This is a genomic window from Curtobacterium sp. Curtsp57, assembly GCF_047324335.1.
Classification (GTDB): Bacteria; Actinomycetota; Actinomycetes; order Actinomycetales; family Microbacteriaceae; genus Curtobacterium.
In genome coordinates, this window is sequence record NZ_CP168511.1 from 964,341 (window position 1) to 984,825 (window position 20,485).

Below are 20,485 nucleotides of genomic sequence, written 5' to 3' on the forward strand. Positions count from 1 at the left end.
GTGCGTGCGGGTCAGGCCGGGACGGAGATCGTCGACAGGACCGCTGCGGTGATGAGGGCGAACGAGATCGCGCCGGCGTCGGGTGTGCCGACGGCGTCCTCACCGTGGGTGCGCGCCCGGCCCATGCGGGGCAGGAGGGACGCGGTCGCGTCGGCAGCGCCGGTGGCAGCCGCTGATGCCTCGGACCAGGCGGTGGTCAGGTCGTCGCCGGCGGTGATGCGGGTGGTGAGGACGTCGTCGAAGGGGACGAGGGCGTCGACCATGGTCTTGTCGCCCACGACCGCGCCGAACGCGAGGACCGCGTCGGTCGCGGCGTGCACCGCGCGCTGGACGGTCGCCGCTGTCGGACGTTCCTCGTCCCCGATGACGCGACCCAGAGCCTCCAGTGCGGCACCCCAGATCGCACCGGACGTGCCACCGGCCTTGTCCGACCACGCGTCCCCCGCGATCGTGAGGACCGCGCCGGCGCCCGCGCCGCGTTCGGCGGCGTCGCGTGCTGCCGCGTCGGCGGCGGTGGAGCCGCGCTGCATGCCGATGCCGTGGTCGCCGTCCCCGGCGACCGCGTCGATCCGACCCAGCTCGTCGGCATGGCGGTCGATGGTCGCGCGGATCGCGGTGATCGCTTCGGCGACGACGCGGGCGGACTCCTGGGATTCGGGGGTGCCGGGGGTGACCTGGACCTGCGCACCGGCGGTGAGGACGTCTTCGGGGAGACGCTCCTGCGCGACCGCAGCGCCCTTCCGGTACGCGGGCGCGTTCGCGGGCGCCGCCCAGAGCGCTTCGAGTTCCGCGTCCGGCCAGAACAGCGTCAGCGACACCCCCGCCATGTCGAACGACGTGACGAGCTCCCCGACCTCGGGCTCCACGATCGTGATGCCCACATCGGTGAGGCGCTGCTGCACAGCGTTGAACACCACGAACAGCTCCTCGTACTTCACGCTGCCGAGGCCGTTGAGGATCGGGACGACCCGGTCTCCGGCGCCCTCCGGACGCTCCTGGAGGAGCTTCTCCACGAGGAGCGTCGCCAGCTCGGAAGCGGTGGGGACGTCGGCTTCGTCGATGCCCCGTTCGCCGTGGATGCCCATCCCGATCGCCATCCGCCCCTCCGGCACGGTGAAGAGCGGTTCGTCCGCGCCCGGCAGGGAGCAGCCGGAGAACGCGACGCCGAAGGACCGGGTGCGGTCGTTCGCACGGGTGGCGACGGCGGTGACCTCGTCCAGGGACTTGCCCTGCTCGGCGGCGGCGCCGGCGACCTTGAACACGCACAGGTCCCCGGCGATCCCCCGCCGCTTGTGCGTCTCGCCCGCCGGCGCGGACGCGACGTCGTCGGTGACGCGCACCGTGCGGACCTCGATCCCCGCCTCGGTCAGTGCGCGGGCGGCGGCGTCGAAGTTGAGCACGTCGCCGGCGTAGTTGCCGTAACTCAGCAACACGCCGCCGCCGTGCTGGCTTGCGCGGGCGACCGCGGCGACCTGCTGCGCGCTCGGGCTGGCGAACAGGTTGCCCATCGCCGCACCGGCGGCGAGCCCGTGGCCGACGAGCCCGCCGAACGCCGGGTAGTGGCCACTGCCACCACCGATCACCAGGGCGACCGTGCCGTCCGGGCTCGCAGTGGACCGAGCGACACCACCGTGCACCTTCCGCACCCACCGCTGGTTCGCCGCCACGAACCCGTCCACCATCTCGTCCGCGAAGTCCGCCGGATCGTTGAACAGCCGGGTCATGCGCCTGCCTCCGTGGTGACCGCGCGCTCGGCGTCGGTCGTCGTCGGTGCGGAGCCGGCGTCGCCAGTGCCGCGGTGCTGCCGGGACACGATCACCATGAGCACGCTCGACAGGATCATGAAGAAGCCGACGATGAACATCGGGATCTGGTACCCGCCGGTCCACTCGCTGACCGCGCCCGTGATGTACGGCGCCGCGAACCCACCGAGGTTGCCGACGGTGTTGATGAGCGCGACGCCGGCGGCCGCTGCGGCACCGGACAGGAACTGCGTCGGCACCGTCCAGAAGTTCGGCAGCGCGGCGAAGATCGAGCACGCGGTGATCGCGATGACCGCGACGGTGGCCGCCGGGGAGTTCATGTAGAGCGCCACCGGGATGCTGAGGCCGCCGACGAGCGCGGGCAGCGCGATGTGCCAGACCTTCACGCCGCGGCGGAAGGCGTCACGCGACCAGAAGTACAGGACGACCGCGGCGGGCACGTACGGGATGGCCGTGATGAGCCCCTTCTGGAACAGGTCGAACGACGTGCCGAACTGCTCCTGGAAGCCGTCGATGATCGTCGGCAGGAAGAAGCTCAGCGCGTAGAGCCCGTAGATGAAGCCGAAGTAGACGAACGCGAGCATCCACACGCGGCCGTTGCCGAACGCGGCGCGCAGACCACCCTTGCCGTGGCCGTCGTTCTTGCCCTGTGCGTCCTTGGCGAGCGCGATCTCCAGCCAGACCTTCTCGTCCTCGTCGAGCCACTTGGCCTGGGACGGCTTGTCCTTGAGGACGAAGAGGCACAGGATGCCGACGATGATCGCGGGGATCGACACGCAGAGGAACATGAAGCGCCAGCCGGCGAGTCCACCGAGCAGTCCCTCGTGGGTCATCAGCCAGCCGGCGAGCGGGGAGCCGATGACGCTCGTCAGCGGCTGCGCGAGGTAGAACAGCGCGAGCATCTTGCCGCGGTGGCGTGCGGGTACCCACGTCGACAGGAACAGGATCGCGCCGGGGAAGAACCCGGCCTCGGCGATGCCGAGCAGGAAGCGCAGGCCGACGAGCTGCGGGTAGTTCTGCACCCACGTGAAGAGCAGCGAGACGATGCCCCACGTGATCATGATGCGGGCGAGCCAGATCCGCGCGCCGAACTTGTGCAGGGCCAGGTTGGACGGCACCTCGAGCACGAGGTAGCCGATGAAGAACACACCGGAGGCGAAACCGAACTGCGCGGCGGTCAGACCGAGGTCCGCCTCCATGCCGTTCGGCGCCGCGAACGAGATCGCGGTGCGGTCGAGGAAGTTGATGAAGAACATCAGCGCCACGAACGGCACGATGCGGATGGCGATCTTGCGGATGGTCGTCTTCTCGACGACCGAGGTGGGGATACCTCGCGTGGCGGGGATGTCCACGATGACTCCTGCTCGATGGGGTGGTCGACCTCGTCCGGCGCTGCTGCGCGTGCGGGTTCCGGAACGAGTTCGGGGCGCTTCGGCGCGCCCAGGACAGTGTGCATCGCACCCCTCGTATTTGTCAACCGGTTGACCAGTTGACCGAACGGTACGATCTCCCCATGCCCGCGTTCAGCGAGAACGACCCGCTCAACATGCGACTCGAGCTCGAGTCCGTGCCGACGGGTTCGCCCGCCTCGGAGGTCGCCCGTCAGCTCGTCTCGTTGCTGACCGCCGGCGACCTCGCCCCCGGGTCGCGCCTGCCGTCCGAGCGCATCCTCGCCGAGCAGCTCGGGGTCGGTCGTTCGGCCGTCCGTGAGGCGCTCGCGGCACTCGAGATCCTCGGCATCGTGCAGATCCGGCCGGGATCGGGCACGTACCTGCGCGGTGGCACGTCGGACCTCCTCCCCACGACGCTGTCCTGGGGCCTGATGCTCGCGTCCAACCGGACGCGGGAACTCCTCGAGATCCGCTCGTCGCTCGAACGGACGGCGGCGATCCTCGCCGTGCAGCGCGCGACGGACGAGGAACTCGACGCACTCGGCGCGACCCTCGACCAGCAGGACGCGGCACTCGACGATCCGACCGCCTTCATCGAGGCCGACGTCCGCTTCCACATCCTGCTCGCCCGGGCCGGTGGCAACGACGTGCTCGCCGACCTGTTGCAGAGCCTCCGTTCGATGCTCAGCGTGTGGGTCGGTCGCCGGGTGACCACGCGTGAGGCGACCGAGGCCGCGTACCGCGAGCACCGTGCGGTCTTCGACGCGATGCGTTCGCGCGACGTCGCGGCGACCCAGCGTGCGATGGACGAGCACATGGCAACGGCGAGCGCCCGCATCGAGCACGCCGACCCGGTCCCCACGGAGTAGCACCGGTCCTTGCTGATCCGGCAACGGGGCTTGCCCGCCGAGCGCGGCGTGTGGCTGGATTGCACGATGCACGAGCATCACGACATCTCCGCAGACGCGTCTCCCGACCCGGCGACGTACTGGGAAGCCCGCTACGCCGACCAGGACCGCATGTGGTCCGGCCGGGTGAACGCGGTGCTCGCCGACACGGTGGAACGGCACGTCTCGCCGCGGAGCGGACGGGATCCGCGGGACCTGCGTGCGCTCGACCTCGGGTGCGGGGAAGGCGGCGACGTCCTCTGGCTCGCGGCGCAGGGGTGGGCGGCGACCGGCGTCGACCTGTCGGGCACGGCAACCGACCGCGGACGCGCTGCGGCGGAGGCTGCCGGGCTCGGGGACCGTACGACCTTCGTGGCCGCGGACCTCGCCGTGTGGGACACCGACGAGCGCTTCGACCTCGTCACGGCGTCCTTCCTGCAGTCCTGGCCGGTCGAGATCCCCCGCGACGCGATCCTGCACCGGGCCACCCGCTTCGTCGCACCCGGTGGGCACCTGCTCGTCACCGCGCACGCCGCACCCCCTGGCGGCGTCCCCGAGGAGTTCCACGGCCACCGCTTCCCGACGCCGTCGGACGACCTGGACGCCCTCGCGCTCGCGCCCGACGAGTGGGACGTCGTCGCTGCGGAGACACGACCGCGATCGGTGCAGCGCGACGACGGAACCGTGCACGAGCTCCTCGACAGCGTGGTGCTCGTCCGGCGGCGGTGACGACGGCAGCGGCAGCACAGCCGCCGGCGGCGGGGACGACGACAGCGACGGCAGCGCCGCCGCCGTCGTCGGCACCGTCGACTCAGTCGGGCATGGCCTCCGCGTAGACACGGAAGTCGCCGCGCTCGACGTGCATCGACCAGAGGCGCTCGGCGACGGACTCCCCCGAGTGCGACGGATCCCCGTCGTCGATCCCGAACGGGATGATCACCTGGCCGACGTGGATGCCCTCGTCGGCGAGGGCGTCGTGCAGGAGCTGCGCGTAGGCGCTCTCCCCCGCGAACGCCACGGACGTCCCGGTCACCCGGGCACCGGGCCGGACCGCGCTCCCGCCGTTGACGAACAGCATCGTGCCGCGGCCGAGCGCCCGCATCCCGGGGATGACCTGGTGCGCCGCGGTGACGGGGCCGTAGATCGAGAACTCCACTGGGCCGACGAGGTCGTCGGCGACGGTCTCGAGGACCGGGCGCATGAACTCCTTCGCCGGCAGCGGGCTGTACTGCAGGACCTCGATCAGGCCGAGGTCCTCGCTCGCACGGACGAGCGCGGTGCGGAGGGCGTCCTGGTCGCGGACGTCCGCCGTGTAGCCGCCTGCGGTGATCCCCTCGTCGCCGAGGGTCTCGACGAGTGCGTCGACGCGCTGCTGGTTGCGGGCGATCAGCGCGACGGAGAAGCCCTCGCGTCCGAATCGCCGGGCGACGGCCATGCCGAGCCCCTTGCCTGCTCCGATGATGGCGATGGTGCTCATGGGCGGTGGTACTCCTCGTCGCTGACGTGCTCGAGCCAGGTCGTGGTGGTCGCGGGGTCGTCCGCGAGGTCGAGCATCGCGAGGTGCTCCATGGAGTCGTCCGGCGTCGCGCCGTGCCAGTGTTCCTCGCCGGCGGGCGTGTAGACCGTCTGCCCGGGGCGGACCTCGATGACGCCGCCGTCACGCGTACCCATCAGGGCGACACCCTCGGTGACGTGGAGCGTCTGCCCATTGGCGTGCGAGTGCCACGCGGTGTGGGCACCCGGCATGAAGCGGACCTTGGCGACGGTCATCGTCTGACCCGGCTCCTTCGGTCCGGCGATCGGGTCGAGGTAGACGTCGCCCACGAACTGCTCAGGCGGGTTCTTGGTCGTGGGCTGCTTTGGATCGATCTGCATGGCGCTCCTTCTGTCGTGCTTCGTCTTCCTGCGTCGCCACCCAGCTCGCGAGCAACCGGAGGGAGTCCTCGGTCGGCGAGCCGGGCTCGGCCGAGTACACGAGGAAGTTCAGTCCGGGGTCGCCCATCGGCTCCATGGCCTCGTAGACGAGGTCGAGATCGCCGACGACCGGGTGGTGGAAGTGCTTGCTGCCGTTCGCGTGGTGCCGGACGTCGTGGGCACCCCAGCGGGTCCGGAACTCGTCGCTCCGCGTGGACAGCTCGCCGATGAGGTCCTGCAGTGCGCGGTCGTCGGGGTTCCGGCCGGCCTCGGTGCGGAGGATCCCGACGTTGATGTCCGCCGCCGTCGTCCAGCTCGGGTAGAACCGCTCGGCGAGGTCGCGGTGCAGGAACGTGAACCGGGCGAGGTTCACCGGACGCTCGGGCTGCGCGTACATGTCCCAGTACAGGCCGCGGAACAGCTGGTTCTCCGCGATGACGTCCATCCGACCGTTCCGGACGAACGCGGGACCGGCGGTGAAGCCGTCGAGCGCCCACTGCATGCTCGTGCGCACCGACTGCGCGGGCTGGCGTCGACGGCGCCGCACCGGGGACGCGTTGGCCGCTCGTGCGAGGTCGAAGAGATGCTCCCGCTCCGCGTCGTCGAGCAACAGCGCGTCGGCGAGGGACGCGAGCACGACGTCGGACACCCCGGAGAGGTCCCCGCGCTCGAGACGCGCGTAGTACTCGACGCTCATGCCCGCGAGCATCGCAACCTCGGTCCTCCGGAGACCGGGCACCCGACGGCCGGGACCGCCGGGGAGCTCGACCTGCTCGGGGGTCACCCTTGCACGACGGGAGGTCAGGAACTCCTTGACGTCGTCCTTGTTCGACATGCCCACCACGGTACGAGCCGTAGTGCTGACGTGGAACGCCCTGGTGGTACACCCCAATCGGCGCAGCTTGACTACGCCCACCTGGAGCGCTGAGGTCGTAGCGTCGGCACCATGGAACTCCTCTTCGTGCACGGCGCCCTGGTCCGAGACGGTGCCTGGTGGTGGCAGCCGACCGCCGACCTGCTCTTCGAACGGACCGGGATCCGCAGTCGGGCCGTCGAACTCCCGTCATGCGGGGAGACCACCTCCGGCCGTCCCGCCGGTGGCCTCGTCGCCGATGCCGCAGCACTCCGCGCAGCACTCGACGAGGTGGACGACGCCATCGTCGTCGGGCACTCCTACGGCGGCACCGTCATCGCGGAGGCCGGATCCCACCCTGCCGTCCGGCACCTGCTGTACATGTCGTCGTACCTCCCCGACGTCGGGCAGGCGCAGGGCGCGATCATGGCCGACGAACCGGACCCCGTGTCGATCGGCGACGCCGGTGACGGCACCCTCGGGATCACGGGCTACGACGCCGCCTCGTTCGGCGCGCGGTTCCTGCAGGATGCCGACGAGTCCGTGCAGCGAGCCGCCTGGGAGCGCGTGACCAGCCAGACCGCCCTCTCGTTCGTCACCCCGACGAGCGCTGCTGGCTGGCAGGGCGTCGACTCCACGTACCTGGTCTGCACCGACGACCGCAGCACCACCGTCGCGCTCCAGCGCTCGCACGCGGCACGCGCGACACGCGCCGTCGACGTCCCGACCGGGCACCACCCGTTCATCACCCGACCCGACATCGTCGCCGACGTGGTGGAGTCGGTGCTGGCCTGACGTCAGGTCGCACCCCCGTGTGGACATCGCGCCCGCTCACGACGGGGCGCGACGTGCATGGCGGGGTGCGTTGCGGCATCGGTCGCCACCACAGACGGACGGGAGGCCCAGTGCCAGCTGGCACCGAGCCTCCCGTCCGTCTCTGGCTTGGTTCCGATCAGTCGGTGCCGGCGTCGAAGGCCGCGCCCTCGGACGCGGCGTCCGTCGCGCGGCCGAGCGCGTCGTCCGCGTCGGAGGTGACGACGGCGCCACCGAGGATCTCCTCGGACTCGCCGGCTTCGAGCTTGCCGACGAGCTCACCCGTCGCCCCGCCGATGAGGCCGGCAGCCGCGTACTGCTCGAGGCGCGCACGCGAGTCCGCGATGTCGAGGTTCCGCATCGTGAGCTGGCCGATGCGGTCGTCCGGGCCGAACGCGGCGTCGCCGACACGCTCCATCGAGAGCTTGTCGGGGTGGTACGACAGCGCCGGGCCGGTGGTGTCGAGGATCGTGTAGTCGTCGCCGCGACGGAGACGCAGGGTGACCTCACCGGTGACGGCGGAGGCGACCCAGCGCTGCAGCGACTCGCGGAGCATGAGCGACTGCGGGTCGAGCCAGCGGCCTTCGTACATCAAGCGGCCGAGGCGGCGGCCCTCGTTGTGGTACGACGCGACGGTGTCCTCGTTGTGGATCGCGTTGAGCAGGCGCTCGTAGGCGATGTGGAGCAGCGCCATGCCGGGGGCCTCGTAGATGCCGCGGCTCTTCGCCTCGATGATGCGGTTCTCGATCTGGTCGGACGCGCCGAGGCCGTGGCGGCCACCGATGGCGTTCGCTTCGTAGACGAGTGCGACGGCGTCGGCGTACTCGACCCCGTTGATCGCGACGGGACGACCGGCCTCGAAGCGGACGGAGACGACCTCGGTCGCGACCTCGACGTCGTCACGCCAGGCGGCGACACCCATGATCGGCTCGACGATGTCCAGGCCGCTGGAGAGCTCTTCGAGGCTCTTGGCCTCGTGCGTGGCGCCCCAGATGTTGGCGTCCGTGGAGTACGCCTTCTCGGTGGAGTCGCGGTACGGGAAGCCCCGCGCGACGAGCCACTCGCTCATCTCCTTGCGGCCGCCGAGCTCCTCGACGAACTCGGAGTCGAGCCACGGCTTGTAGACGCGCAGACGCGGGTTCGCCATCAGGCCGTAGCGGTAGAACCGCTCGATGTCGTTGCCCTTGTAGGTGGAGCCGTCGCCCCAGATGTCGACGCCGTCTTCTTTCATGGCGCGGACGAGCATCGTGCCCGTCACGGCGCGGCCGAGCGGCGTCGTGTTGAAGTACGTCTTGCCGCCGGAGCGGATGTGGAAGGCGCCGGTCTGCAGGGCGACGAGGCCTTCTTCGACGAGGGCGCTCTTCGCGTCGACGAGCCGGGCGATCTCCGCGCCGTACTCGTGGGCGCGACCGGGTACGGCGTCGATGTCCGGCTCGTCGTACTGGCCGATGTCGGCCGTGTACGTGCAGGGCACCGCGCCCTTCTCACGCATCCAGGCAACGGCACAGGAGGTGTCGAGACCTCCGGAGAACGCGATGCCGACTCGTTCGCCGACGGGGAGACTGCTCAGGACCTTGGACACGCTGACAATCGTAGGGGACGGGGCACGGTGCCCGGCCGTCCGGGTGGACGGTTGTGGAGAACCCGGCGAACAGGCGGACGGGAGGCACGGTGCCAGCCGGCACCGTGCCTCCCTTCAGAGAGATGACGGCCGGACGTCAGCGCCGGTCCGACGATGCGTCGGCGCGTTCCGGGTCGACGATCGTCCGGACCGCGTCGGTGGAGATGCGCTCGGTGGACGGGTGTCCCGACGCGTCGCCGTGCCCGTCGGCGGACATCGTCCGCTCGTCGAACGGCGACGACCCGGCGAAGACCCGCTCGACCTGTGCCGTGTCGATCTGCCGGGTCCAGGTGCCGATCAAGACCGTGGCGACCGCGTTGCCGGTGAAGTTCGTGAGCGCCCTGGCCTCGGACATGAACCGGTCGATACCGACGATCAGACCGACGCCGTTCACCAGGTCCGGGCGGTGCGCCTGCAAGCCACCCGCGAGGGTCGCCAGGCCGGCTCCGGTCACGCCGGCCGCGCCCTTCGACGCGATGACCATGAAGACCAGCAGGGAGACCTGCTCGGCGAGGTCGAGGGGCTTCCCGAGCGCGTTGGCGATGAACAGCGCCGACATCGTGAGGTAGATCGCGGTGCCGTCGAGGTTGAACGAGTAGCCGGTGGGGACCGTGACGCCGACGACGGGCTTCGAGACGCCGAGGTGCTCCATCTTCGCGATGAGCCGCGGCAGGCTCACCTCGCTGGAGGACGTGGAGACGATCAACAGGTACTCGCGACCGAGGTACTTCATCAAACGGAAGATGTTCACGCCGGTGACCACGCGGAGCAGGACCCCGAGCACGCCCACGACGAAGACGATGCAGGTGATGTAGAACGCCACCATGAGTGTCCCCAGTGCCACGAGCGCTGCGACACCGGTCGCGCCGACGACGGCGGCGATGGCTCCGAACGCGCCGACGGGAGCGACCCACATCACCATCGCGAGGATGCGGAAGACCAGCGCCTGGATGTGCCGGATCCCGGTGAGGATCGGCGCTCCCTTCGGCCCCATGGCCTGGAGCGCGAAGCCGACGAGCAGGGCCACGAAGAGGGTCTGCAGGATGCTGCCGCTCGTCAACGACGACATCAGCGTCGTGGGGATGATCCCGAGCAGGAAACCGCTCGTCGACGATGCGTCCTCCGTCGACCCGCCGGACACCTCGTACGTCGCATTCGACATGTCGAGGTGGTCGCCGGGGTGGATGAGGTTGCCGACCAGCAGGCCGATCGCCAGCGCGAACGTCGACATGACGATGAAGTACCCGAGCGCCAGCCCGCCGACCTTGCCGACGGTCGCCGCCTTGGCGATCGAGCCGACGCCGAGGACGATCGTGCAGAAGATCACGGGAGCGATCATCATCTTGATGAGCGCGATGAACCCGTCACCGATCGGCTTCAGGCCGACGGCGAAGTCCGGAGCGGCGAGCCCCACCGCGACACCGGCGGCGACCGCGGCGATCACCGCGATGTAGAGCCAGTGCGAGCGGTCGAGGCCCCTCCGCCGTGCGGGACGTGCGGTGGACGGCTGCGTCGATGCCATGAGACTCCCTCGTCATCAGGACCGGAGCTCCGTCGCTCCGGTCGGCCCGTTCTCGGCGACCATGGACACCCTGGTCCCCGATGCGCGGCTCGGGTCGGTTGCGTTCATTGCGTTCACGGTCCGACCACGCCGAGTCGAGATGCCGCAGAATGGGGTCCCGCGACGGAGCGAGGAGGGGTGGATGACGACATCGAGTCGATGGAGCATCGCTCGGCGGCTGTTCACGCTGCAACTGCTCTTCGTGGTCGTCGGCGTCGGGGTGGGATCTGTGTGGGCCTGGGCGTCCGCGCGGTCGGAGCTCGAGGCGGCCGCGGCCCATCAGAGCAGCGTGATCGCGGTGACGATCGCCAGGAACCCGTTCGTGGTCGAGCAGGCGACCACACGCGATCCCTCGGCCGAGCTCGAGCCGTACGCCCTCGACGTCATGCGCCGGACCCACACCGACTTCATCACGATCATGGCTCCCGATCGCACTCGGTGGACCCACCCGGACCGATCCCAGATCGGACGACCGTTCCGCGGCACGATCGCACCGGCGCTCCGAGGCGAGACCTTCACGGAGACGTCCGCCGGCACACTCGGCCCCTCCGTCCGGGCCGTGACCCCGATCACCGACGCGGAAGGCCACGTCGTCGGCCTCGTGTCAGCAGGCGTGACCGTCGCGAACATCGCGACCGCGCTGGTACCCCGGCTGGTGTCGGTCGTCGCGCTGGCACTGGCCGTGATCGGTGTCTCCGCGCTGTTCTCCTGGCTGCTGAGCCGGTACCTCGACCGCGTCACCGCCGGCCGAGGACCCGAGGAACTCGCACGCGTGTTCGCCTCGTACGAAGGAGTCCTGCACTCGGTCCACGAAGGACTGGTCGTGCTCGACGGTTCCGGAACCATCGTGCTGTACAACGACCGAGCGGCGGACCTCCTCGACCTGCCTGCGCCGACCGACCCTCAGACGCCGGTCCCACTCGACTCGATCGTCCTCTCCGACGGCCTCCGGACGCTGCTCGCGTCCGGCGACCGCGCCGTCGACGAGACGTACGAGACTGGTGACCGAGTCCTCGTCGTCAACCAGGAGATGGCGTTCTCCCGGACGTCGTCGAAGCCTCTCGGCACCGTCGTGACGCTCCGCGACCACACCGAGCTGCTGCACCTGTCCGGCGAGCTCGCGGCAACGCGGACGCTCACCGACGCCCTCCGGTCCCAGACCCACGAGTTCGCGAACCGACTGCACACGATCGTCGCGCTCCTCGAGCTCGAGCGGTTCGGTGAAGCGATCCGCTTCGCCTCGGACGAGATCGACCGGAGCGCAGACCGCTCGGCGCCGATCGAATCGCCCGAGCGTCCCGACGCCGACGGCTCGGCGGTCCAGCCCGAGATGCGCTCCGCGGTCCAACCCGAGGTGCTCTCGGCGGTGCTCCGAGGCAAACGAGCGCAGGCCCACGAGCGCGGAGTCCTGCTGACGGCGGACACCACGGGGCTCCGCACAGCGGTGCAGGGATCTGCTGGTGACGTGATGACCGTCCTCGGCAACCTCGTGGACAACGCGGTGGACGCAGCCGCCGAGCGTCCAGCGGGTTCCGGGAAGGGACGGGTCTCGGTCGCCGTGACCTCCGACGACGACGCCGTCCGCCTCGTCGTCCGGGACGACGGCACGGGCATCACCGACATCGAGGTCGCCTCCGAGCACGGCTGGTCAACGAAGGCCTCCGGCCCGGAGGGACGAGGGATCGGACTCGGCCTGGTGCGGTCCGCGCTCGACCGGATCGGCGCTCACATGACTGTGACCACGGGTCCCGCCGGGAGCGCGTTCGTGGTCGAGTTCCCCACGGATCGGTGCCGATCGTGACGGCACCGATCCGTGTCCTCATCGTCGAGGACGAGCCGCTCACCGCGGAGGCGCATGCTGCCTACCTGGCTCGGCTCGACGGGTTCGAGCTCGTCGGGTCGGTCCCGACCGGCCGGGCGATGCTCGCCGCGGTGACCGCCGATCGGCCGGACCTCGTCCTGCTGGACCTCGATCTGCCCGACGCGCACGGTCTCCAGCTCGTCCGGGCGCTCCGGAGTGCCGGTTCCGCCATCGACGTGATCGCGGTGACGGCCGCGAACGACGCCAGAGGAGTGAAGAACGCGATCGCGCTCGGCATCGTGCAGTACCTTGTCAAGCCGTTCAGCTTCCGGACCTTCGCCGAACGGATGGCCACCTACCGCGACTTCAGGCTGGGCTTCGAGGACCGTCGGTCGCTCAGCCAGACGGACATCGACGAGCGACTCCGCGCCCTGCGTCCGGTGACGCGTCCGGATCTGGAGAAGGGCATCTCCAGCGACACGCTCGAATCGATCAGAGCGGTCCTGATGCGGTCGACCAGCGGGGCCTCCGCCACCGAAGTCGCCAGGGAGACCGGCACGTCGCGCGTGACTGCGCGTCGCTACCTCGAACACCTGAAGACGGTCGGTCAGGTGGACAAGGACGTGCGGTACAGCGGGCCCGGTCGACCGGAGTACGAGTACCGCTGGCTGCGGTGACGTGTCCGTTCCGTGGCCGGGCGCGGCAGGATCACGAAGAAAGGCCCACAACCAGTTGGCTGTGGGCCTCTCGTGACGGTCGAGTCCTACACGGACTCGTTCGATTCGGTCGGGCTGACAGGATTTGAACCTGCGACCCCTTGACCCCCAGTCAAGTGCGCTACCAAGCTGCGCCACAGCCCGCGAGCCCTTGCGGACCCGGAGTCCCGGAGGACTCCGCCACTCGCACCCGACCGAGCGCGGAGCAGCCCGACCAGCATAGCGGACGCCGGACCCCTGCCGCGCCACGTCCCGTTCCGGTCCCGCGTCCGAGCATCGAGTGCGCAGGAACGGGGACCTTCCGGAGCTGGAAGGCCCCACGTCCGCGCACTCGATCTCGCGCGCCACCGAGCCAGCGCCCACGCGACCCCCGAGAGAGCACCAGAGCGACCCCACCCCGGACATGTGGCGCCCAGCACCCGGCTCGTAGGGTGGCCCGATGCGTTCCCGTACCGCCCGTGCCCTCGTCGCACTCGCGGCAGCCGGCCTCGTGCTCGGCGCCGCCGGATGCACGAAGGCCGAAGCCCACGACGACCGGCCGACGCTGACCAAGGCCTCCCCCGACACCGTGTCCGTCGCGGACGAACAGGATCCCGTCGAACGGTCGATCCGGGCGAGTCGCGCGCTCTTCGCCACCGCACCCGGCGCCGTCGTCGCGCCAGCCGGGAACGACAGGGCCATCGAGACCGCAGCCGACGCTGCGACGAGAGCACACGTCCCCCTGCTCCTGACCAGCCCGAAGCAGGAACACACCGTCGCCCGCGAGCTCGACCGCCTCGGCGCCACCTGGTACCAGGCCGAGGGCGACGTCCGCATCGACACCGACGCCCAGCGGCGATCCGCGCCGGAGGACGGGGACGCGCCGGAGTCGACCCGGTCCTCCCGGCCGACGACCGTGGTGGTGGCGGACGGGACGGCCGACGCCGCCCCGGTGGCGACTGCGAAGGCGGCCGGTGCACGCGTGGTGACCATGCCGGACGGCGTCACGGACCCGGCTGCAGCACCCGACGTCGTGACCGCGCTCCACGACCACCGCGACGCGCCGACGCTGTTCGTCGGGTCCGCGTTCGGTGGGCTCGGCGACCCGACGTGGACCGTCCGCGCTGCGGAGAGCGGCTTCCAGCTGCCACATGGCGGGCAGCGCCCGTTCGACGGACACCGGTACGTCGCGATGTACGGCGCACCAGGAGCCCCGGCCCTCGGCGTGCTCGGCGAGCAGGACCCGGCGGCGTCCGTGTCGCGCGCGAAGCAGCTCGCGGCGTCGTACGACGACGTGTCCGACGAGCCCGTGACCCCCGCGTTCGAGGTCATCGCCACCGTCGCGGCCGGTGACCCCGGCGCCGACGGGGACTACTCGACCGAGCTCCCCGTCTCGACGCTGGAGCCCTACGTCGACGCCGCGCACGACGCCGGCATGCCCGTGATCATCGACCTGCAGCCCGGCCGCTCGGACTTCCTCTCCCAGGCGAAGCGGTACGAGTCGCTCCTGAAGCAGCCTGGTGTATGGCTGGCGCTCGACCCGGAGTGGCGGCTGACGGCGGACCAGGTGCCCCTGCAGCAGATCGGGAGCGTGAACGCCTCGGAGGTGAACCAGGTCTCGGACTGGCTCGCACAGCTCGTCCGATCCGAGGGGCTGCCGCCCAAGGCACTCGTCCTGCACCAGTTCCGGCTGTCGATGATCCAGGACCGCTCGTCGCTGGAGTCGCACCCCGAGCTCGACCTGCTCATCCACGCTGACGGGCAGGGATCGCAGCCGGACAAGCAGGCGACGTGGAAGGCGCTGCACGCCGATGCGCCAGCAGGCACGCACTGGGGCTGGAAGAACTTCTACGACGAGGACCATCCGATGCTGACGCCTGCGCAGACCATGCAGGCCGTGGCGCCGACGCCGTCGCTGGTCACGTACCAGTAGCGGGTTCCGGTCGCCGGTTGTCCACAGACTGGAGGCTCGGCCTGCGTTTCGTCGGTCGGTCCTGACAGCATGGGGCCATGGACACCCCCGTTGCAGCCCCGCCGAACGCCTCGCCTTCTGCAGACATCGCTGCCGAGGCGCAGGCTGCGCTCGCTGCGCTCACCGGGCGTCCCGACGCCGTCTTCCACCCCGGCCAGCTCGAAGCGATATCGGCCCTGGTCGAACACCGGCAACGCGCACTCGTCGTCCAGCGCACCGGGTGGGGCAAGTCCGCGGTGTACTTCCTCGCGACCCTGCTCCTGCGGCGTCGCGGCGGGGGCCCGACGGTGCTCGTGTCACCGCTGCTGGCCCTGATGCGCGACCAGGTCGCTGCCGCTGCCCGAGCGGGTGTCCGGGCCGTGTCGATCAACTCCGCGAACGCCCACGAGTGGTCCGACACGCAGGCCGCGCTCGCCCGTGACGAGGTGGACGTCCTGCTCGTCTCCCCCGAGCGGCTGAACAACCCGAAGTTCCGCGACGAACAGCTGCCGACGCTGATCGCCCGGATGGGCATGCTCGTCGTCGACGAAGCGCACTGCATCTCGGATTGGGGCCACGACTTCCGGCCGGACTACCGGCGCCTCGCCGAGCTCATCCGGTCCCTGCCGCACGGCGTGCCCGTGCTGGCGACCACCGCGACCGCGAACGAGCGCGTGGTCGAGGACGTCGCCGAGCAGCTCACCGCGGGTCCAGCCGATCCGGTGTTCACGATCCGCGGGTCGTTGGCTCGCGCTTCCCTGCGTCTCGGGGTCCTCACGCTCCCCGATGCCCGAGCCCGGCTCGGGTGGCTCCTGGCGCACCTCGGTAAGCTGCCGGGCAGCGGCATCATCTACACGCTGACCGTCTCCGCGGCAGAGGACATCGCGCGGCTCCTGCGAGAGAGCGGGTACGCCGTCCGTGCGTACACCGGGCGCACCGACACCGACGAGCGCGAGCAGCTGGAACAGCAGCTGAAGGGCAACGAGCTGAAGGCCCTCGTCGCCACCAGCGCCCTCGGCATGGGGTTCGACAAACCGGACCTCGGTTTCGTCGTGCACGTCGGGGCGCCGTCCTCCCCCGTCGCCTACTACCAGCAGATCGGTCGTGCCGGCCGTGCGACGGACAACGCCGACGTGCTCCTGCTCCCCGGGTACGAAGACCAGGAGATCTGGAAGTACTTCGCCAGCGCCTCGATGCCGACCGAAGCCCGCGCCTCCGCGGTCCTCGGCGCGCTGTCGACCGACTCGGCGATGTCGACGGTCGCACTCGAAGGGCTCGTCGACATCAAGCGGTCCACCCTCGAGCTCCTGCTCAAGGTCCTCGACGTCGACGGCGCCGTTCGTCGCGTGACCGGAGGATGGGTCTCGACCGGGCAGCCGTGGGAGTACGACGCCGCGCGCTACGAACGCGTCGCCGCCGCCCGTGCGGCCGAGGCCGCATCGATGCTCGACTACGAGTCGACCTCCGCCTGCCGGATGCAGCTCCTGCAGCAGGACCTCGACGACCCATCGGCAGAACCCTGCGGCCGCTGCGACAACTGTGCGGGCGCCTGGTACCCGGCTGACGTCCCCGAAGGTGCGTCCACCGGCGCGGCATCGGCGCTCGACCAGGTCGGCGTCGAGATCGCTCCCCGCGCGCAGTGGCCCTCGGGCATGTCCGCGCTGAACGTGCCCGTGCGCGGCAAGCTCGCCGCCGACGAGGTCGTTGCACCCGGTCGCGCCGTCGCCCGTCTGACCGACCTCGGCTGGGGTGGTCCGCTGCGTGCGCTCTTCGCGTCCGGGGTCGCCGACGCACCGGTCTCGCGCGAACTCCTCGACGGGTGCATCCGGGCGCTCAAGGACTGGCCGTGGGAGACCCGGCCGACCGGTGTCGTGGCGATGTCGTCGCAGTCCCGACCGCAGCTCGTCTCGTCGCTCGCGCAGTCACTGTCGTCGATCGGGAAGCTCGAGTTCCTCGGGACGCTCGACCGCACCGGCGGGACGCCGCGTGGCGATGGTGCGACGAACAGCGCCTACCGGCTGGCCGGCGTGTGGGACAGCTTCACGGTCGGGCCTGCTCTGTCTTCAGCGCTGCAATCGCACCAAGGACCGGTGCTGCTCGTGGACGACCTCGTCGACAGCCGTTGGACGATGACCGTCGCCGGGCGGGAGCTGCGGCGTGCGGGGGCATCTGCCGTGCTGCCGTTCGCGCTCGCTACCGTGGCGTAGCGGGCGTCCCGCCGCCGTCCGGGCTGGCTGGTGTCTTGCCGCCGTGCGGGCTGGCTAGGGGCGCGCAGCGGTCGGCCACACCCGGTCCGCGATCTCGACCACGGAACGGACCTTCGCCCACTGCTGGTCCTCGGTCAGGACGTTGCCCTCCTCGGTCGACGCGAAACCGCACTGCGGGCTCAGCGCCAGCTGGTCGAGCGGGGCGAACTCGGCAGCCTCGGCGATCCGACGCTCGATGACCGCCGGGTCCTCGAGCTCCCCCGACTTCGACGTGATCAGCCCGAGGACGACGACCTGGTCGCCCTTCGGCAGGAACCGCAGCGGCTCGAACCCACCCGCGCGGTCGCTGTCGTACTCCAGGAAGAACCCGTCGTAGCCGGTGTGTCCGAGCATCTGCTCCGCCACCGGCTCGTACCCGCCCGACGCGATCCACGTCGACCGGAAGTTCCCGCGACAAACGTGCGTCGTCACGACCAGGTCGTCGGGCCGACCGTCGAGGACCCGGCGGATGATCGTGGCGAACCGCTCCGCGATACCGTCGGTCTCGATCCCCCGAGCTTGTGCCTTCTCCATCTCCACATCAGAGCAGGCGTACGCCCACGCCGTGTCGTCGAGCTGCAGGTAACGGACGCCCGCGTCGTAGAACGCGGCGATCGCGTCGCGGTAGGCCTGCACGAGGTCGTCGGTGATCGCATCGCGGTCGGCGTAGTGGTCCGTGCGGATCTGGTCGGCGTCGAGCCGGAAGTCGAACACGGTCGGCGACGGGATCGTCATCTTCGCCGTCACACCACGCCGCGATGCCTCGGCAACCACGAACGCGGCGTGCACGAGGAACGGGTGATCGGCTGGGAAGGACACCGGGCCGGTGACCCGCATGCCCTTCGGGGTGGTCTCGACCCCCTGGAACGCGATGCCGTGGTCGAGTTCGACGACCTCCACGCCGTTCAGGCCACCCCAGAAGTCGAGGTGCCACCAGGCACGGCGGAACTCACCGTCGGTCGCGAGCTGGAGCCCGGCCTCGACCTCGGAGTCGATCAGGCCGCGAATTGCCTCGTCCTCCACCGACTGCAGCTCGATCGGGTCGATCGTGCCCGCGGCAGCGCGCTGACGGGCGTCCTTGACGCTGGCGGGGCGGAGGAAGCTGCCGACGATGTCGGCACGGTACGGCGGTCGCTGCGAGGTCATCAGTCGATGCTATCGACGGTCTCCTGCGGCGCTGCGCTCATGGGGTGATGAGCACGATGACGAGCGCGCCGATCGCGGCTGCAGCGACCCCGACGAGTGCGCCGACGGTGCCGGACCGGGCCGTCAGCTTCGTCGGGATGGTGACGGCGCCGAAGTACACGAGGGCGACGACGACGATCCCAGCGACGGCGGGAAGCACTTCACGGCTGCCGAATCCTCCCCACTCGAACGCGGCGAGCACCCACGGAGGAAAGGCGACCACGGTCGCAAGCGGCAGTGTCCACCAGAGATGCCGCCAACCGTTGCGGTCAGCTCCTGCGATCCGCTCCGTCCCCACGGTCGGCAGCGTAGCGGTCGTCGTCCCGCACCTCAGTAGATGCGAAGTTGCTTGGAGTCATCGTCAACTGCTTCGCAGTAGCGAGGCGTTCCAACGGGTCGCCTTGACCCGCAGAGTTTCTCGCGCATCTGGCGAGGGCACCCACAACGAATGCAACGTCGACCGGCTTGACGATCGGCATCACTCGCTCTCACCTCACTCGCACCCGAAGCCCTGTTGCATCACCGGTCGATCCACTCGTTGCGCAAACGTCCTGCGGCGCCGGTTCAGAACTCACCGCCTCGGTAGAACTCCTTCGGAAGAGAAAAGCAGTCCGAGAAGGATCCTCCATCGATGCTGTGCGGCGCGCTGTCCAGCAACACAGAGACCCCCTCATGGTCCGACACCGTGATGCGCTCCGTCCCGTTGAACGACTTGCTGTGCTCCACCTCCAAGCCTGCGTCGCCCGCACGCTGGCCGAGCTCGCCGAGGACAAGGTCTGGCTGTGCGTCCGTGCGCAGGTTGATCGTGACGCCGCCCGCCCACATGTCGCCTTGCTCGCACGACTGCAGCGAGCCATTCGGGAGCTGCCTGATCTCATCGATGACCGTGTCCGGCACGAGTTCCGCGACTCGCAGTTCGAACCGTTGTGTTCGCGCTTTCGCGTCGGCCACTCGCTGCTTCGGACTCTGCGCCACAGTCGACGTGTTGGCGGCGCATCCGGTCATGAGTGCGACCCCCATTGTGATCGCGAGGATCCGTGTGACTCTCATGATCGGCTCCTCGTCATGAACAGATCGTGGCCCGCAGTACAGATTTCCAAGCACTCCCTGCACGAGCTGTAGGTGCCCCGACGTTGGCGTCATTCCTTCCCGTACGTCTCCGATGGCTTACCTGGCCACTTACCGAAAGGGTCCTCGAGCAGCCGGGCAGGCACATTGCCCGACTGTGCACCCGGAATTGGGGAGCCGCTCTCGACCCAACCTGCTCGATCCAAGAGCTTCCCGACGCTGAGCGCCTCAGCACCGTCAACGCCGACGGTGACACCTCGAACCAGAGGCCTACTTGCACCCATCGACCATCCTGTCTGCAAGATGAAATCGACCTCAGCGTCGCTCACCTGATCATTCGTGGTCCCAGAATCCATCTTGAGAATTACCACCGCACGGCTCGTGTTCGCCGCCGAGAGGCCACTCGTGTCCTTCTCTATTGAGACCGAAGCGTCCTCGACCCCGGGCAGAGTCTTCAGAGCACTCTCCGCCGCCGCCGGCGTCTGTCCCACAGGGGAGCTATCTGCACAGGATGCGAGCACCAGCGCCGTCGCCATCAGCCCAACAAGAACCACAGCACGCTTCATGTTCCTCCTGCCGCTCCACCCGGTAATCGGTGACCGACTGATCGCCATCGAGAACTGAGCCATCATTGTTGAGGGTCGGGTCACCGTTCGCCATCACGGCGTACCGATTCGCATCGTGCGCAGTCGGGACGGCACTTTCTCGCCCTGGGCACGAAGCCCGGTGTCATTTA

18 protein-coding genes and 1 tRNA gene are annotated in these 20,485 nt (G+C 69.8%); 7 read left to right on the forward strand and 12 right to left on the reverse strand.

Annotated features, from left to right (window positions below):
- Positions 1–11 precede the first annotated feature (11 nt).
- Together ACEN9V_RS04510 and ACEN9V_RS04515 are read right to left on the reverse strand one after the other, a co-directional pair.
- Positions 12–1,724, reverse strand: coding sequence for a dihydroxyacetone kinase family protein (locus ACEN9V_RS04510; RefSeq protein WP_413602302.1), 1,713 nt, complete (start codon positions 1,722–1,724; stop codon positions 12–14).
- Positions 1,721–3,115, reverse strand: a complete 1,395-nt coding sequence (locus ACEN9V_RS04515) for an MFS transporter (protein ID WP_413602303.1) — start codon at positions 3,113–3,115, stop codon at positions 1,721–1,723. Before ACEN9V_RS04515 ends, ACEN9V_RS04510 begins: the two co-directional genes overlap by 4 nt.
- 161 nt (positions 3,116–3,276) lie before the next feature.
- On the opposite strand from ACEN9V_RS04515, the gene ACEN9V_RS04520 reads away from it, so the two are divergent.
- Both ACEN9V_RS04520 and ACEN9V_RS04525 read left to right on the forward strand, forming a co-directional pair.
- Positions 3,277–4,023 carry a FadR/GntR family transcriptional regulator gene (locus tag ACEN9V_RS04520; protein WP_281267500.1) on the forward strand — a complete coding sequence of 249 codons (747 nt, stop codon included), beginning with the start codon at positions 3,277–3,279 and terminating at the stop codon, positions 4,021–4,023.
- Between the two features lie 66 nt (positions 4,024–4,089).
- Positions 4,090–4,770, forward strand: coding sequence for a class I SAM-dependent methyltransferase (locus tag ACEN9V_RS04525; protein WP_413602304.1), 681 nt, complete (start codon positions 4,090–4,092; stop codon positions 4,768–4,770).
- 82 nt (positions 4,771–4,852) lie between these two features.
- On the opposite strand, the gene ACEN9V_RS04530 is transcribed toward ACEN9V_RS04525, so the two are convergent.
- Genes ACEN9V_RS04530 through ACEN9V_RS04540 form a run of 3 tightly spaced genes read right to left on the reverse strand, consistent with a single transcriptional unit; the run spans position 4,853 to position 6,790 of the window.
- Positions 4,853–5,518 (reverse strand): SDR family NAD(P)-dependent oxidoreductase, encoded by a 666-nt coding sequence (locus tag ACEN9V_RS04530; RefSeq protein WP_413602305.1) that lies wholly within the window; start codon positions 5,516–5,518, stop codon positions 4,853–4,855.
- Positions 5,515–5,916: a cupin domain-containing protein gene (locus ACEN9V_RS04535; RefSeq protein ID WP_413602306.1), complete on the reverse strand. Its 402-nt coding sequence runs from the start codon at positions 5,914–5,916 to the stop codon at positions 5,515–5,517. Before ACEN9V_RS04535 ends, ACEN9V_RS04530 begins: the two co-directional genes overlap by 4 nt.
- Complete coding sequence (locus tag ACEN9V_RS04540; RefSeq protein WP_413602307.1) at positions 5,873–6,790, reverse strand: helix-turn-helix domain-containing protein; 918 nt, start codon at positions 6,788–6,790, stop codon at positions 5,873–5,875. Before ACEN9V_RS04540 ends, ACEN9V_RS04535 begins: the two co-directional genes overlap by 44 nt.
- A gap of 111 nt (positions 6,791–6,901) precedes the next feature.
- Between ACEN9V_RS04540 and ACEN9V_RS04545 the strand changes: the two genes are divergently transcribed.
- Complete coding sequence (locus ACEN9V_RS04545) at positions 6,902–7,603, forward strand: alpha/beta hydrolase (protein ID WP_413602308.1); 702 nt, start codon at positions 6,902–6,904, stop codon at positions 7,601–7,603.
- Between the two features lie 157 nt (positions 7,604–7,760).
- Here ACEN9V_RS04545 and argG read toward each other — a convergent pair whose 3' ends face one another.
- Positions 7,761–9,203, reverse strand: coding sequence for an argininosuccinate synthase (gene argG / locus ACEN9V_RS04550; RefSeq protein WP_413602309.1), 1,443 nt, complete (start codon positions 9,201–9,203; stop codon positions 7,761–7,763).
- A 136-nt stretch (positions 9,204–9,339) separates the two neighbouring features.
- Positions 9,340–10,764: a cation:dicarboxylate symporter family transporter gene (locus tag ACEN9V_RS04555; RefSeq protein WP_413602310.1), complete on the reverse strand. Its 1,425-nt coding sequence runs from the start codon at positions 10,762–10,764 to the stop codon at positions 9,340–9,342.
- Between the two features lie 181 nt (positions 10,765–10,945).
- Here ACEN9V_RS04555 and ACEN9V_RS04560 point away from each other — a divergent pair, with 181 nt between their 5' ends.
- Both ACEN9V_RS04560 and ACEN9V_RS04565 read left to right on the forward strand, forming a co-directional pair.
- Positions 10,946–12,604 carry an ATP-binding protein gene (locus ACEN9V_RS04560; RefSeq protein WP_413602311.1) on the forward strand — a complete coding sequence of 553 codons (1,659 nt, stop codon included), beginning with the start codon at positions 10,946–10,948 and terminating at the stop codon, positions 12,602–12,604.
- Complete coding sequence (locus ACEN9V_RS04565) at positions 12,601–13,281, forward strand: response regulator (RefSeq protein ID WP_413602312.1); 681 nt, start codon at positions 12,601–12,603, stop codon at positions 13,279–13,281. The genes ACEN9V_RS04560 and ACEN9V_RS04565 overlap by 4 nt, the downstream gene beginning before the upstream one ends.
- A 109-nt stretch (positions 13,282–13,390) precedes the next feature.
- On the opposite strand, the gene ACEN9V_RS04570 is transcribed toward ACEN9V_RS04565, so the two are convergent.
- Positions 13,391–13,464: transfer RNA gene (locus tag ACEN9V_RS04570), tRNA-Pro, on the reverse strand.
- 295 nt (positions 13,465–13,759) lie between these two features.
- Between ACEN9V_RS04570 and ACEN9V_RS04575 the strand changes: the two genes are divergently transcribed.
- Together ACEN9V_RS04575 and ACEN9V_RS04580 are read left to right on the forward strand one after the other, a co-directional pair.
- Complete coding sequence (locus ACEN9V_RS04575; protein ID WP_413602313.1) at positions 13,760–15,232, forward strand: hypothetical protein; 1,473 nt, start codon at positions 13,760–13,762, stop codon at positions 15,230–15,232.
- Positions 15,233–15,309: 77 nt separating this feature from the next.
- Positions 15,310–17,457: a RecQ family ATP-dependent DNA helicase gene (locus ACEN9V_RS04580; protein ID WP_413602314.1), complete on the forward strand. Its 2,148-nt coding sequence runs from the start codon at positions 15,310–15,312 to the stop codon at positions 17,455–17,457.
- 54 nt (positions 17,458–17,511) lie between these two features.
- Here the strand turns inward: ACEN9V_RS04580 and ACEN9V_RS04585 are convergent, their stop codons facing one another.
- The 4 genes from ACEN9V_RS04585 to ACEN9V_RS04600 all read right to left on the reverse strand — a co-directional run bounded on the left by ACEN9V_RS04585 (position 17,512) and on the right by ACEN9V_RS04600 (position 20,378).
- Positions 17,512–18,642, reverse strand: a complete 1,131-nt coding sequence (locus ACEN9V_RS04585; RefSeq protein WP_413602315.1) for a 5-methyltetrahydropteroyltriglutamate--homocysteine S-methyltransferase — start codon at positions 18,640–18,642, stop codon at positions 17,512–17,514.
- 37 nt (positions 18,643–18,679) lie between these two features.
- Positions 18,680–18,904, reverse strand: coding sequence for a hypothetical protein (locus ACEN9V_RS04590; RefSeq protein WP_413602316.1), 225 nt, complete (start codon positions 18,902–18,904; stop codon positions 18,680–18,682).
- Positions 18,905–19,245: 341 nt separating this feature from the next.
- Entirely contained in the window at positions 19,246–19,731 is a 486-nt protein-coding gene (locus ACEN9V_RS04595; protein WP_413602317.1) for a hypothetical protein, read from the reverse strand.
- 89 nt (positions 19,732–19,820) lie between these two features.
- Positions 19,821–20,378, reverse strand: coding sequence for a hypothetical protein (locus ACEN9V_RS04600; RefSeq protein ID WP_413602318.1), 558 nt, complete (start codon positions 20,376–20,378; stop codon positions 19,821–19,823).
- Positions 20,379–20,485: the final 107 nt, after the last annotated feature.